Source organism: Devosia beringensis, assembly GCF_014926585.1.
In the GTDB taxonomy this organism is placed as follows: Bacteria; Pseudomonadota; Alphaproteobacteria; order Rhizobiales; family Devosiaceae; genus Devosia; species Devosia beringensis.
This window is the reverse complement of the sequence record NZ_CP045422.1, coordinates 2,161,121-2,173,921: the sequence shown is the minus strand read 5'-3', so window position 1 is coordinate 2,173,921 and position 12,801 is coordinate 2,161,121. Positions and strand designations below refer to the sequence as shown.

The 12,801-nt window shown below is 64.0% G+C and carries 13 protein-coding genes; 5 read left to right on the top strand and 8 right to left on the bottom strand.

What is annotated here, in order from left to right; all coding sequences use genetic code 11:
* Nucleotides 1–61: 61 nt before the first annotated feature.
* From GDR53_RS10665 to GDR53_RS10645, 5 genes are all read right to left on the bottom strand, one after another.
* On the bottom strand, nt 62–625 hold the full coding sequence (locus GDR53_RS10665) for a CarD family transcriptional regulator (protein WP_193334494.1): 564 nt from the start codon (nt 623–625) through the stop codon (nt 62–64).
* Nucleotides 626–951: 326 nt separating this feature from the next.
* On the bottom strand, nt 952–1,944 hold the full coding sequence (locus GDR53_RS10660; RefSeq protein WP_193334493.1) for an esterase-like activity of phytase family protein: 993 nt from the start codon (nt 1,942–1,944) through the stop codon (nt 952–954).
* Nucleotides 1,944–3,830 (bottom strand): cobaltochelatase subunit CobT, encoded by a 1,887-nt coding sequence (gene cobT, locus GDR53_RS10655; RefSeq protein ID WP_193334492.1) that lies wholly within the window; start codon nt 3,828–3,830, stop codon nt 1,944–1,946. The genes GDR53_RS10660 and cobT overlap by 1 nt, the downstream gene beginning before the upstream one ends.
* Nucleotides 3,831–4,058: 228 nt before the next feature.
* Nucleotides 4,059–5,042 carry a cobaltochelatase subunit CobS gene (cobS, locus tag GDR53_RS10650; RefSeq protein ID WP_193334491.1) on the bottom strand — a complete coding sequence of 328 codons (984 nt, stop codon included), beginning with the start codon at nt 5,040–5,042 and terminating at the stop codon, nt 4,059–4,061.
* Nucleotides 5,043–5,142: 100 nt separating this feature from the next.
* On the bottom strand, nt 5,143–5,784 hold the full coding sequence (locus tag GDR53_RS10645) for a J domain-containing protein (RefSeq protein ID WP_193334490.1): 642 nt from the start codon (nt 5,782–5,784) through the stop codon (nt 5,143–5,145).
* A gap of 45 nt (nt 5,785–5,829) precedes the next feature.
* Here GDR53_RS10645 and GDR53_RS10640 point away from each other — a divergent pair, with 45 nt between their 5' ends.
* Complete coding sequence (locus GDR53_RS10640; protein ID WP_193334489.1) at nt 5,830–6,120, top strand: BolA family protein; 291 nt, start codon at nt 5,830–5,832, stop codon at nt 6,118–6,120.
* Nucleotides 6,121–6,200: 80 nt separating this feature from the next.
* On the opposite strand, the gene GDR53_RS10635 is transcribed toward GDR53_RS10640, so the two are convergent.
* From GDR53_RS10635 to GDR53_RS10625, 3 genes are read right to left on the bottom strand one after another with little or no spacing between them, the layout of a single operon-like run.
* Nucleotides 6,201–7,478 carry an HlyC/CorC family transporter gene (locus GDR53_RS10635; protein ID WP_193334488.1) on the bottom strand — a complete coding sequence of 426 codons (1,278 nt, stop codon included), beginning with the start codon at nt 7,476–7,478 and terminating at the stop codon, nt 6,201–6,203.
* A gap of 3 nt (nt 7,479–7,481) precedes the next feature.
* Nucleotides 7,482–8,597: a 3-dehydroquinate synthase gene (gene aroB, locus GDR53_RS10630; protein WP_193334487.1), complete on the bottom strand. Its 1,116-nt coding sequence runs from the start codon at nt 8,595–8,597 to the stop codon at nt 7,482–7,484.
* Nucleotides 8,597–9,184: a shikimate kinase gene (locus tag GDR53_RS10625; protein WP_193334486.1), complete on the bottom strand. Its 588-nt coding sequence runs from the start codon at nt 9,182–9,184 to the stop codon at nt 8,597–8,599. The genes aroB and GDR53_RS10625 overlap by 1 nt, the downstream gene beginning before the upstream one ends.
* Before the next feature lie 152 nt (nt 9,185–9,336).
* Here GDR53_RS10625 and GDR53_RS19935 point away from each other — a divergent pair, with 152 nt between their 5' ends.
* The 4 genes from GDR53_RS19935 to GDR53_RS10605 all read left to right on the top strand — a co-directional run bounded on the left by GDR53_RS19935 (nt 9,337) and on the right by GDR53_RS10605 (nt 12,789).
* The gene (locus GDR53_RS19935; protein ID WP_408639756.1) at nt 9,337–9,558 is read left to right on the top strand and encodes a hypothetical protein; all 222 of its coding nucleotides are present in this window, start codon (nt 9,337–9,339) and stop codon (nt 9,556–9,558) included.
* Complete coding sequence (gene xerD, locus GDR53_RS10615) at nt 9,555–10,463, top strand: site-specific tyrosine recombinase XerD (RefSeq protein ID WP_193334485.1); 909 nt, start codon at nt 9,555–9,557, stop codon at nt 10,461–10,463. Before GDR53_RS19935 ends, xerD begins: the two co-directional genes overlap by 4 nt.
* Nucleotides 10,464–10,636: 173 nt before the next feature.
* Nucleotides 10,637–11,590, top strand: a complete 954-nt coding sequence (locus tag GDR53_RS10610; RefSeq protein ID WP_193334484.1) for an acetyl-CoA carboxylase carboxyltransferase subunit alpha — start codon at nt 10,637–10,639, stop codon at nt 11,588–11,590.
* 185 nt (nt 11,591–11,775) lie between these two features.
* On the top strand, nt 11,776–12,789 hold the full coding sequence (locus GDR53_RS10605) for a L,D-transpeptidase family protein (RefSeq protein ID WP_193334483.1): 1,014 nt from the start codon (nt 11,776–11,778) through the stop codon (nt 12,787–12,789).
* Nucleotides 12,790–12,801 lie beyond the last annotated feature (12 nt).

The following is a 12,801-nucleotide window of genomic DNA, read 5'->3' as shown; positions in this document are numbered from 1 at the left end:
GCCAAACAAAAGGGCCGGTGTTTCCACCGGCCCTTGCACTTTTGGAACATGGAAGAGCGCCTTAGGCGGCAGCTTCCTCGTCGCTCTCGGCGGCGGCATCCTTGCTGCGCTTGGGCGACTTGGCGAGGTTCTTTTCGATCAGCTGCACGGCCTCGGTCAGCGTCAGACGATTGACGACGCCGATTTCGCGGCTCATGCGATCCATGGCCTGCTCGAACAGCTGGCGTTCCGAATAGGACTGCTCGGGCTGCTCGTCGGAGCGATAGAGATCACGCACGACTTCGGAGATGGCGATCAGATCGCCCGAATTGATCTTGGCTTCATATTCCTGGGCCCGACGCGACCACATGGTGCGCTTGACGCGGGCGCGGCCGGTCACGGTGGTCAGGGCCTGCACGACCATGTCTTCTTCGGCCAGCTTGCGCATGCCGACGGACTTGATCTTGGCGACGGGGACGCGCAACGTCAGCTTGTCCTGCTCGAAGCTGATGACGAACAACTCAAGGACCAGACCGGCAACTTCCTGTTCTTCGATCGAGACGATCACGCCGACGCCATGCGCCGGGTAAACAACATATTCGCCCGTCTTGAACCCAAGCCGCTGCTGTGTCTTCTTGGCTACCATATTCACGGCACTCCTTGTTAACGCCCCAAACGGACAGTTCCCGGCGGATAGGACCGTCCATTTCTACTTGTTGGCGTTCAAACGGAACGCCGCGCGCAAACAAGCCCCACGAGCACCAGGTCCGCTTCTTCCCGGTGTGCGTGCATCCTGCGATGTTGTCAAAAAAATCGTGCCTTGGGGCACGGGCTGGGTGACGGGCTTAACTGCATTGATCAAGACCATAGCACAAAAATACAGCAAAATCAAAAACTACGAATCAGTGACCGATCCGCCACTATTGCCCGCGCGATTCACTGTGGCCATGCTGTGGCGCTGCGGGTTCGCGGTTACTCGCCCAGGGCAAATTCGAGCAGCAGGCTGCGCTGCCAGTCGTTGAAATTATTGTCAGAACCGATGATGATCCGGGTCTCCCCGCCGGGTGCGCTATGCACGGCCAGGGCCTCCATATTGTCGATGGCATTGCCGCTGGCCGACAGCAGCAGCGCCCCTTCCATCACGTTTCCGGGCCGCACATCGGCCGCCGGCACCAGCCGAACGGCCATGTTGAAAGCCAGCATGGATATGCCGCGCTCCAGCACCAGCAGATCGCCATTGGGCAGGAAAGCGCAGTCGGTGGGATAGACCCCTTCATGCGCCTGATAGCTGAGCGCGCCCCTGTCGGTCTGGCCCAGCAGCCAGGCGCTGTGATTGCCGGCGCCGTCATCGCGGTCTTCGGCCAGCAACAGTGTCGAGCCGGCAATGGGCGAGGCGGGCGGGGCAATGCACACTGATTCGAGCGAAGCATTGGTGCGCAACTCGCTCAGCCAGTCGGGCAGCGCCACCTCGCGCGCCGCACCACCCGGAATGCCGGCAGTAAGGTCGAAATCGGCCACCCGCGTCAGATGCTCGAAGGCCACCCGCACTGCCACCGCTTCGCCATTGCGGTAGATGGTGTCGATACCCTCGGCATCCTTGGCATATTGCCGCGGCAGGGCGGCGCCCTTGGAATTCTGCATCGGCTCGACCGTCACCCCGATCAGGCCGAACAGCCGGTTGGCATCGTCATAGGCGAGGTGGCCGGTGACGAAGCTGCCGCGATCGGAAACGAAGCTGACCTGCTGGTTGGGGCCGGTAAAGGCCATGCCCGAAAGGCCGCCAAAGGTGTCGTCCTGCGCCACCAGCGCCACCCCGCCGCGGAACACCAGCCCGCCGACCGGGGCGTCCAGCGCGATCTCGCCAAAGGAGGGCAATTGCGTGGCCGTGACCGCCACCTCGGCTGCCTGGAGGGGTGGCAACCCCGCCAGCAGCACCAAGGCAAGAATGGCCGGCCGGCGTATCATCACCGTCCGCGGCGGCGCGTCTGGCCGGGCAGTTCCTCATCAAAGAGGGCCGCCAGCTCGTCGGTCAGCGCGCCCGCCAGCTCCTCGGCATCGAGCAGCGTCACGGCGCGACGATAATAGCGCGTCACGTCATGGCCGATGCCCACAGCGACCAGCTGGATCGGCGAGCGCGTTTCGATATCCTCGATCACCTGGCGCAGATGGGCTTCGAGGTAATTGCCGGCATTGACCGACTGGGTGCTGTCATCGACCGGCGCGCCATCGGAAATCACCATCAGGATGCGCCGTGCCTCGGGCCGGGCCATCAGCCGCTTGCGCGCCCATTCGAGCGCCTCGCCGTCGATATTTTCCTTGAGCAGGCCTTCGCGCATCATCAGGCCCAGATTGCGCCGCGCATGGCGCCACGGCTCTTCGGCCGCCTTGTAGATGATGTGGCGCACATCGTTGACGCGGCCCGGATTCGCCGGCCGGCCGGCCTCGAGCCAGGCTTCGCGGCTCTTGCCGCCCTTCCAAGCGCGGGTGGTAAAGCCCAGGATTTCCACCTTGACGCCGCAGCGCTCGAGCGTGCGCGCGAGAATGTCGCCGCAGATGGCGGCAATGGTGATGGGCCTGCCGCGCATCGAGCCGGAATTGTCGATCAGCAGCGTCACCACGGTGTCGCGGAAATCGGTATCGTTCTCGACCTTGAAGCTGAGCGCCTGCATCGGATCGGTGACCACACGGGTCAGCCGCGCCGTATCGAGCAGGCCCTCTTCGAGGTCGAACTGCCAGCTCCGGTTCTGCTTGGCCATCAGGCGGCGCTGCAGCTTGTTGGCCAGCCGCGCCACGGCGCCGGCCAGGTTTTCCAGCTGCTTGTCGAGCAGCGCGCGCAGCTGGTCGAGCTCGTCGGGCGGGCACAGCTCGCTTGCCTTGACGATCTCGTCGAACTTGTTGGTGAAGACCTTGTAGTTGAACTGGTTGGAGAGCTCGGTGCCGCCATCCTTGCCGGGGGGCGGCATGGGTGCATCCTCGCCAGCATCGGCGGCAGCGTCGTCATCGGTATCGGCCATGTCCGATTCCATGCCGTCGACATCGCCGGTTTCCTCGCTGTCGCCGGTCTGCTCGTCCTGCTCGCTGTCCTGGCTGTCGTTCTCGCCCTCGCCCTGTTCGGGGGACTGGTCGGACGCATCGCCCTGGTCGGGCTGCTGATCGTCGCCATCATCCTCGTCGGCATCGTCGGGATCGTTGAGCTCGCTTTCGGGCACGAGGTTGAGGTCGCGCAGCAGCGCCTTGGCGGCGCGCGAGAACTCGTCCTGATCCTCATAGCGGGTCAGCAGCGCATCGAGCGACTTGCCGCCCTTGTCCTCGATCTCCTTGCGCCAGAGTTCGACCAGCGCATGGCCCGAGGGCGGAATGGGGACACCCGCCAGCTTTTCGCGCAGCAGCAGGCCCAGGGCCTCGGCGATCGGGGCATCGCCCTTGTCGTCGACCTCGGCGAAATTGGCGCGGAAGAGCCGGTCTTCCAGCATTTCCCCGATATTGCCGACCATGCCGGGCATGCGCACGCAGCCCAGGGCCTCGACGCGCGCCTGTTCGAGCGCATCAAAGGCGGCGCGGGCGGTGGCATCCATCGGCGCCCGCTTGCGATGGGCTTCCGGATCGTGGCTGGCCAGGCGCATGGCCATGGCGTCGCCCTGGCCGCGGGCAATGGCAATGTCGCGCCGCGTCGGCAGCCGCGGCAGATTGGCCAGCCGCGCCTTGTCGCTGGTCAGCAATGGCCGGTCGGCGGTGAAGGTGACCTCGAGATCGGGCTTGGCCCCGATGGCGCGCACCGTTGCCCCCATGGCGGATTTGAACACCTGGGTCTGGTCGGGCTTGTTGGCTTTGCTGCGCGGTGGTTGTGCCATGGTCTACCGGTTCAGTGCCCGCGACCCCATGGTTCGACAAGCTCACCATGAGGTCTACGGAATATCGCAGAATTCACAGTAGGCCCCATGGTGAGCTTGTCGAACCACGAGGCCGTGCGGGCGGTGCCTGGAGCGTCTCACCGTTTCGCTGAACGGCGAAACACTCCAGGTCCCTGGTTTGTCGCGTTTTCGAACCGCAAGAGTGACGACACTCTTGCTGAAAACGCTCTAGGCCGTGACGGCCAGATTGGCGGACGATTCCGGCAGATCTTCGCCGAACACGCGCTGATAGAACTCGGCGACCACGGGGCGCTCCAGTTCATCGCACTTGTTGAGGAAGGTCAGGCGGAAGGCAAAGCCGATATCGCCGCCAAAGATGGTGGCGTTTTCCGCCCAGGTGATCACCGCACGCGGGCTCATCACGGTCGACAGATCGCCATTCATGAAGGCCGAACGCGTCAGATCGGCCAGCCGCACCATGTTGGAGACGAGCTTGCGGCCCTTTTCGGTTTCGGCATAGGCCTTGTTCTTGGCCAGCACGATGCCGACTTCCTTGTCATGCGGCAGGTAGTTGAGCGTGGTCACCAGGCTCCAGCGGTCCATCTGGCCCTGGTTGATCTGCTGGGTGCCGTGATAGAGCCCCGACGTATCGCCCAGACCAATCGTATTGGTGGTCGAGAACAGGCGGAACGCCGGATGCGGCACGATGACCCGGTTCTGGTCGAGCAGGGTCAGGCGACCGGCAACTTCGAGCACGCGCTGGATCACGAACATCACGTCCGGCCGGCCGGCGTCATATTCGTCAAACACCAGCGCGACATTGTTCTGCACCGCCCAGGGGAGAATGCCGTCGCGGAATTCGGTGATCTGCTTGCCGTCCTTGAGCACGATGGCGTCCTTGCCGACGAGATCGATACGGCTGACATGGCTGTCGAGGTTGACGCGCACCAGCGGCCAGTTCAGCCGGGCCGCGACCTGCTCGATATGGGTCGACTTGCCGGTGCCGTGATAGCCCTGCACCATGACGCGGCGGTTGAAGGCAAAGCCGGCCAGGATGGCCAGCGTGGTATTGCGATCGAACAGATAATCGGGATCGATCGGCGGCACATGGCTGTTGGCCTCCGCGTAACCCATCACCTTCATGTCGGTATCGATGCCGAACAGCTCCCGGGCCGAATATTCGGTGTCGGGCAGATTGGTGTACTCAGTCATGGCAGGACTCTTGGCGAAAAAAACGAGGCGGGGTGGGCAGAAAGCTCGGCGGCTCTATAGCAGCATTGCGATGGGTGCGGTAGCCACCGCTCCGGCAAGCCTAGGTGCCGACAAAGCCCATTTTCTTGAGGTGGCTATAGGCCGCGATAATGGTGCGCAGCCGTTCTTCGGACGATTTGTCGCCGCCATTGGCATCGGGATGGTGGATCTTCACCAGCGTCTTGTAGGCGCTCTTGATCTGCTCGGTCTTGGCCGGCCCGATAATGCCCAGCGTTTCGAGCGCCCGGCGATCATTCTCGTTGAGCGGCTTGACCCGCTCCTCGACCGGCTTCTGCGCCTGGCGATGCCGGTATTTGGCAAAGACGCCAAACGGATCGCCATAGCGGTCGCCCGGGCGCATGCCGGCCGTGGCCGCGGCGCGTGGCCGCACGCCCGGATTGCCGGTGGCAAAGCTCGAACGGCTCTCGGCCTTGGGCGGCTGGGTCAGCGCCACGTCGAGCTCGTCCTTTTCCATGCCGGCAAAGAAGTTGAAGGCGGTATTGTAGTGGCGCACGTGTTCCAGGCAGAACCGGTGATATTCACCCTCGGTTCGCTTGGCCTCGCGGCTCTTGCCCTTGGGCGCCTTGTACTCGCCGGCCTTGTTGCAGCCTTCCCACTCGCACAGGTGCTCGATGGGCGCGGGCTTTTCCTCGCGGCGCGGCCGGATGCGAATGGTATCGAAGATCTTGGATTGCGGTTTCATTGCGCCTAATTACTTGCCTCAGATCATTCAGAAAGTGCCCGACCGATGTCTGTTACCGACACCATCACTGCCAAGCTCTCCAGCAGGTTTGCCCCCGCTTTCCTCGATGTGATCGACGAATCGATGCTCCATCATGGCCATGCCGGCTGGCGCGAAGGGGGTGAAACCCATTTTCGTGTCAGAATCGCGACCGCCCATTTTGACGGGCTCAGTCGCGTCGCGCAACACCGCGCGGTCATGGAAACCCTTGATGCCGAACTCAAGGACCGGGTGCATGCCCTGGCCATCGACGTATTGCCGTCGGCAGGGCCATATGACTTAGCAGACCGCGCTTAGCACTGTCGCTCAAAATCATGCGCTGCCGGCCGGCGGCGTTCAGCGGCAACTGCTGACCCGCCCGCTGACGGGGGCCGCTGTCAGCCGGCCCTGGCCGGAGTCAGGGGGCGGATCAGCACGCGGGCGACCCGCTGCCGGTCACGCTCGAGCACCTTGAAGTGGAATTCATGGGCGATGACCTCCTGGCCCACGGCCGGGATCATCTTGGCGGCATCGATCACCACACCGGCCAGCGTATGGGCCCGATCATCGGGCAGCTGCCAGCCCATGGCGCGATTGACGTCGCGCACCGGCAGGCTGGCATCGATCACAAAGCCCCCGCCCGGCAGCCGGCTGATGCCGCTCATCATCTCGTCTTCGGGCTCGTCATGCTCGTCCGACATTTCGCCGACGATTTCCTCGATGATGTCCTCGAGCGTCACCAGGCCCTCTACCGCGCCATATTCGTTGAGCACGATGGCCATATGCTCATGGCGTTTGCGGAACTGGGCGAGCTGGGAATGCACCGAGGTCGACTGCGGCACGAACCAGGGCTTGTAGACAATCGCCTGGACGTCCACCGCCGAGAGATCGCCATGGCTCTTGGCCACGGCCCGCAGCACATCCTTGGCATGCAGCATGCCCACGATATTGTCCGGACTGCCCTCATAGACGGGAATGCGCGTATAGGCGCTGGCCAGCACCTGGTCGACCAGTTCGGCCGGCGGCAGGGCACTGTCCAGCGTCAGCATCTGCATGCGATGCACCATGACATCGGCGACCTTGAGGTCGCGCAGGTCCAGAATGCCGCCCAGCATGTCGGCATCATGCTTGATCACATCGCCTTCGGCCCGCAGGAAATCCACCGTGCCGCGCAACTCGTCATGGCCCGAGCGGCCGTCATCGGCATCCGTATCGACGCCGACGAGACGCAGCATGCCCGCCACCAGCCATTGCACCGCCAGGGTCACGGGGGAGAAGACCAGCACGATGACATTGATGACCGGCGCGACAAAGAGCGCAAAGCTGTCCGGCCGCGACAGAGCCAGCGTCTTGGGCATCACCTCGGAAAACACCACCACCGCCGCCGTCATGGCCAAGGTGGCATAGACAATGCCGGCCTCGCCGAAAATCTGGATCAGCAGGCTCGCCGCCAGGGTCGAGGCCAGGATGTTGACGACATTATTGCCCAGCAGGATGGCGCCGATCAGCCGTTCCTTTTCGCTGGTAAGCTTTTCCACCGTCAACGCCCGCTTGTCGCCACTGCGGGCCAGCTGGTGGATGCGGGCCCGGGATGCCGCGGTCAGCGCCGTCTCGGAACCGGAAAAGAAAAAGCTCATTGCCAAGAGGGCGACGATGGCAAGGGCAGTCAACAGCATGGGCTAGGGGGACCTCTGGTGATCAAGGAATGTCCGCACCGCGTCGGGCGCCACATTCTTCTCGATGAACGCCCGGCCAATGCCCCGCGTCAGGATGAAGGTAAGCGCGCCGCGCACGACCTTCTTGTCCTGGGCGATGGCCGCCATCAGATTGTCGGTCGATCCCAGCACACCCGGAATATCGCCCAAGGTGGTGGGCAGACCCGCCTTTTGCAAGTGCGACACAATGCGGCCGGTGTCCTGCCCGGGCGCCAGCCCGAGGGTGGTGGAAAAGCCATGCGCCAGCACCATGCCGATGGCCACGCCCTCGCCATGCAGCAGGCGGTCGGAAAAGCCGGTATCCTTTTCCAGGGCATGGCCGAAGGTATGGCCCAGATTGAGCAGCGCCCGCACACCCTGTTCGGTCTCGTCCTCGATCACCACGCGGGCCTTGTGGGCGCAGCAGCGGGCAATGGCCTCGCCCCTTGCCGGGCCGCCGGCAAAGATCTCGGCCTGGTTGGCCTCGAGCCAGTAGAAGAATTCCGCGTCGTCGATCAGCCCATATTTGACCACTTCGGCATAGCCGGCGGCGAACTGGCGCGGCGACAGCGTATCGAGGGTGGACAGATCGGCCAGTACCAGTTTTGGCTGGTGAAAGGCGCCGATCAGGTTCTTGCCATGCGGCGAGTTGATGCCGGTTTTGCCGCCCACCGACGAATCGACCTGGGCCAAAAGCGAGGTGGGCATCTGCACAAAGCCCATGCCGCGCCGGGCAATCGAGGCGGCAAAGCCAGCCAGGTCGCCGATGACCCCGCCGCCCAGGGCGATGACCAGATCACCGCGCTCCAGCCGTGCGGCCAGAATGCCTTCCACCGCCTGGCCCAGATGGGCCCAGGACTTGGTGGCTTCGCCCGCCGGCAGGACGATTTCGCTATGCGCGAGCCCGGCCGCGTCGAGCGAGGCCAGCAGCCGCGGCAATTGCGCCAGCGCGACATTGTCATCGGTGATGATGCCATAGCGCCGCCCGGGAAAGCGTTCGGCGAGGATCGCGCCTGCATCGTCGAGCAGGTGCGGGCCGATCAGGATGTCATAGGCACGATCACCCAGGGCGACGTGAACTTTATGGGCAATGGCGGCCATTACTTGTCCTGCTGCTTGAGAAAGGCCAGCACCGCATCGACCACGTCGGCCGCCACCGCATCCTGCGGTACGTCGCGGCTGAGCACCGTCACATCGGCCTCGGCATAGATCGGGTAGCGGTCATCGATCAGCTTCTGCAGCGTGGCGCGCGGATTGGCCGTCTTGAGCAGCGGGCGGTTGGAGCGGCGCGAGACGCGCTCGAAGAGGATATCGATCTCGGCCTTGAGCCAGACCGAAATCGCCTCATCCTTGACCAGCGCCCTGGTCTCGGGATGCACGAAGGCCCCGCCGCCGGTGGCCAGGACCACATTCTGCGTCTTGAGCACGCGGGCAATCACGCGGGTTTCGCCGGCCCGGAATTCGGGCTCGCCGCGCTGCTCGAAAATTTCCGGAATGCTCATCTGCGCCGCCTTCTCGATCTCCTCGTCGCTGTCGAGAAACGGGCGATTGAGCCGGGCGGCGAGGCGCCGTCCCACGGTGGTCTTGCCGGCGCCCATCATGCCCACAAGCACCAGGGGCCGACCGGCCAGGCGCTCGGCAAGGTCCTCGGCGCGGGCCTTCCGCAATGCCGGATCGGGTCGGGTCACGCAGGGACACTCCTCATATGGGGGCTATCAACCTGCCCCTGCCGTTCCTGTCAAGAACTTGCGCATCCTTGCCTTATCCCTACGGAAATGAAACCATTTGCCCCCATGTTTGATGCAATTGCTGCAATGCCAATGCCGACTGGTGGACCCTGATGCCGACCCTGATCCGACTCATCATTACCCTGGCCTTCCTGGCCGGGCTTGTTTACGTCGGCATGTTCGCTCTGGTCGCCTTTGTCGAACCGACCCCCGAGCCAGTGACCATCCGCATCCCCACCCGCGACCTGCTGGGCGGCGGCGCGCCGGCTCTGCCCGGCAGCACGCCGGCCGCACCAGCCACGACCGAGGCCACCCCTGCGAGCGCACCGCAATGAGCGCCAGCCACCTGGTCGGCGCCTTTCTCGAAATGATGAGCGCCGAACGCGGCGCCGCCAAGAACACCATCGACGCCTATCGCCGCGACCTCAGCGACTATGCCGATTTTCTGGCGCGCCGCGGTCAGACCGCCCTCAATGCCGACCGTCAGGACGTCACCACCTATCTCGACGGGCTCTATGCCCAGGGCCTGGCCGCCAGCTCGAGCGCGCGGCGCCTGTCGGCCATCCGCCAGTTTCATCAATTCCTCTGCGCCGACAACCTGCGCGGCGACGACCCTACCCGTATCGTGGCCAGCCCCAAGAGCCGCCGCGCACTGCCCAAGGTGCTCTCGGTGGCCGAGGTGGAAAAACTGCTGACCAGCGCCGAAGCCGCGGCCAATGCCGAGGGCACGCCGGGCGAAGAGGCCGGCGCGCTGCGGCTTTATGTGCTGCTCGAACTGCTCTACGCCACCGGCATGCGCGTTTCCGAACTGGTGAGCCTGCGCCGCGCCGCAGTGATGCGCGACACCAGCTTCATCACCGTCACCGGCAAGGGCAACAAGGAGCGCATCGTGCCGCTCAATGACCGGGCCCGCGATGCCATCAAGACCTATCTGAAAACGCTCGAGCCGGGCCCCTTCCTGTTCCCCGCCGCTGGCGCGGCGGGCTATCTCAGCCGCCAGGTTTTTGCCCGCGATCTCAAGGGTCTGGCCGGACGGGCCGGCATCAGTTCGGCCCGCGTTGCGCCGCACGTCTTGCGGCATGCCTTTGCCAGCCATCTCCTGGCCGGCGGCGCCGATCTGCGCGTCGTGCAGATGCTGCTCGGCCACGCCGATATCTCGACCACGCAGATCTATACCCATGTGCTCGACGAGAAGCTGCGTACCCTGGTGGAGACCCACCACCCGCTCAACCAGCCCTGACAGAGCCCCTCAATCGGTGAGCAGACTGTTAGCATTGAGACCCACCAACGCGGTTTCGCGGTGACTCCGCTTGACTTGCCATTGCACCATCGTCACTTTCCGGCCACTTTAGGGCGCAACAGCAGCGACCTGATGCACGGGTCCAGCAATGCGACCCCTAACGGGCAGGTGCAATGCAGTCTTATCTCGATTTCGAAAAGCCGGTAGCCGATCTTGAAGGCAAGATCGCCGAGCTCAAGTCCATGGCCGCGGCCGACCAGGCCGTCAGCATTGACGAGGAGGTCTCCCGGTTGTCGAGCCGCGCCGACGAGGCGCTGGTCGAAATCTACAAGCGGCTGACGCCCTGGCAGAAGACGCAGGTGGCGCGCCATCCGCAGCGCCCGCACTTCTCGGACTATATCAAGACGCTGATCACCGAGTGGCGGCCCATGGCCGGCGACCGCAAGTTTGCCGAAGACTCCGCCATCCAGGCGGGCTTTGGCCGCTTCAATGGCCAGCCCGTCGCCGTGATCGGCCAGGAAAAGGGCAATTCCACCGAAACCCGGCTCAAGCACAATTTCGGCATGGCCCGCCCCGAGGGCTACCGCAAGGCCGTCCGCATCATGGAAATGGCCGATCGCTTCAATATTCCGGTGATCTCGCTGGTCGATACCGCCGGCGCCTATCCCGGCATCGGCGCTGAAGAGCGTGGCCAGGCCGAGGCCATTGCCCGCTCCACCGAGAAATCGCTCGAACTGGGCGTGCCCAATATCGCCATCGTCATCGGCGAAGGCGGCTCGGGCGGCGCCATCGCCATTGCCACCGCCAGCCGCGTGCTGATGCTCGAACACGCCATCTATTCGGTGATTTCCCCCGAAGGCGGCGCCACCATTCTGTGGCGCGACGCAGCCCGGGCCCAGGATGCGGCCACCAATATGAAGATCACCTCGGCCGACCTGCTCGGCTTTGGCGTGATCGACGGCATCATCCCCGAGCCCACCGGCGGCGCCCATCGCCACCCCGAAACGGTGATGAACGCCACCCGCGACGCGCTGGCAAAGTTCCTTGCCGACTTCGCCGGCAAGAGCCGGCTGGAAATCCGCGAAATGCGCCGCGAGAAGTTCATGGCCATCGGCACCGCGCTCTAGCCTTCCAGACCAGGCCTTTGGCGAGGGTCCCCTGCGGCGGGCGGGTCACACATCTGTGTGATATTTGCCCGCTGGAAGGGGATTTATCGCCATGGTAACACTTCGTTCACCAGCCATTCTCATGCTTGGGTAACCACTGATGCATCAGTGGATCAGCGTCTGTTCCTGCAAGTGGGCCGCCCCTCGTGACCGCCATCGTTCTGCGCAAACTGTGTTCCGCGATCATCCTGCTCTGGGTCGTGTTCGGCTTGGTCGCCTGTGGCGGCTTTCTCCCCAAATCCAACAACAACCGGCACAACCAGCCGCTGCAGAGCAGCGTCGTCGCCGCCCTCAAGGCCATGGGCTCGGAGCCCGGCGAAGCCATGATGGTGCGCATCTTCAAGCAGGAAGAGGTGCTCGAAGTCTGGAAGCGCACTTCCGGTGGCCAGTTCAAGCTGTTCAAGACCTATGAGATCTGCGCCTTTTCCGGCGATCTGGGCCCCAAGATCAAGGAAGGCGACCGGCAGAGCCCGGAGGGCTTCTATACCATCACGCCCGGCCTGATGAATCCGAAGTCCAACTATTACCTGGCCTTCAATACCGGCTTTCCCAACAAGTTCGACCGCGTCATGGGCCGCACCGGCTCCCAGCTCATGGTGCATGGCGACTGCTCGTCGCGCGGCTGCTACGCCATGACCGATGAGGGCATTGCCGAAATCTATGCCTTGGCCCGCGAGACCTTCAAAGGCGGCAATCCCAGCTTCCAGCTGCAGATCTTCCCCTTCAAGATGACGGCCGCCAACCTGGCCAAAGAGGCGAGCAACCAGCACCTGCCTTTCTGGAAGGACATCAAGGAAGGCTATGACCTGTTCGACCTGAACAAGCAGCCGGCCGCCTGGGACGTCTGCGAGCGGCAATATATCTTCAATGCCGGTGGCAATGGCGCGCTCAACCCCATGGGTCCGTGCCCCGCCGTGATCCAGACGGCCGCTTTGGTGGAAAAGCAGGCGGCCGACGAAAAGGCCTTTGCCAATAGCCTGGCCGCCGAGGAGCGCAAGGTGGCCGAGGCCGTCGCCATCAAGGCGCGCGGCGAGGCCATCAGCGCGACGGCCGGCAATCTCTTTGGCGGACTGGGCAGTCTGTTCGGTGGCGGCGAGCAGGTGACAATGGTGATGAGCGGCAAGACCGCCCCGGTGCCGTTTACCCGGCCCAAGGGCTAGGCCAGGCCGTAC

What these genes read in the sequence shown, in the direction of transcription:
- GDR53_RS10665 (WP_193334494.1), bottom strand. Translation starts at nt 625, where the DNA reads ATGGTAGCCAAGAAGACACAGCAGCGGCTTGGGTTCAAGACGGGCGAA.
- GDR53_RS10660 (WP_193334493.1), bottom strand. Translation starts at nt 1,944, where the DNA reads ATGATACGCCGGCCGGCCATTCTTGCCTTGGTGCTGCTGGCGGGGTTG.
- cobT (WP_193334492.1), bottom strand. Translation starts at nt 3,830, where the DNA reads ATGGCACAACCACCGCGCAGCAAAGCCAACAAGCCCGACCAGACCCAG.
- cobS (WP_193334491.1), bottom strand. Translation starts at nt 5,042, where the DNA reads ATGACTGAGTACACCAATCTGCCCGACACCGAATATTCGGCCCGGGAG.
- GDR53_RS10645 (WP_193334490.1), bottom strand. Translation starts at nt 5,784, where the DNA reads ATGAAACCGCAATCCAAGATCTTCGATACCATTCGCATCCGGCCGCGC.
- GDR53_RS10640 (WP_193334489.1), top strand. Translation starts at nt 5,830, where the DNA reads ATGTCTGTTACCGACACCATCACTGCCAAGCTCTCCAGCAGGTTTGCC.
- GDR53_RS10635 (WP_193334488.1), bottom strand. Translation starts at nt 7,478, where the DNA reads ATGCTGTTGACTGCCCTTGCCATCGTCGCCCTCTTGGCAATGAGCTTT.
- aroB (WP_193334487.1), bottom strand. Translation starts at nt 8,597, where the DNA reads ATGGCCGCCATTGCCCATAAAGTTCACGTCGCCCTGGGTGATCGTGCC.
- GDR53_RS19935 (WP_408639756.1), top strand. Translation starts at nt 9,337, where the DNA reads ATGCCGACCCTGATCCGACTCATCATTACCCTGGCCTTCCTGGCCGGG.
- xerD (WP_193334485.1), top strand. Translation starts at nt 9,555, where the DNA reads ATGAGCGCCAGCCACCTGGTCGGCGCCTTTCTCGAAATGATGAGCGCC.
- GDR53_RS10610 (WP_193334484.1), top strand. Translation starts at nt 10,637, where the DNA reads ATGCAGTCTTATCTCGATTTCGAAAAGCCGGTAGCCGATCTTGAAGGC.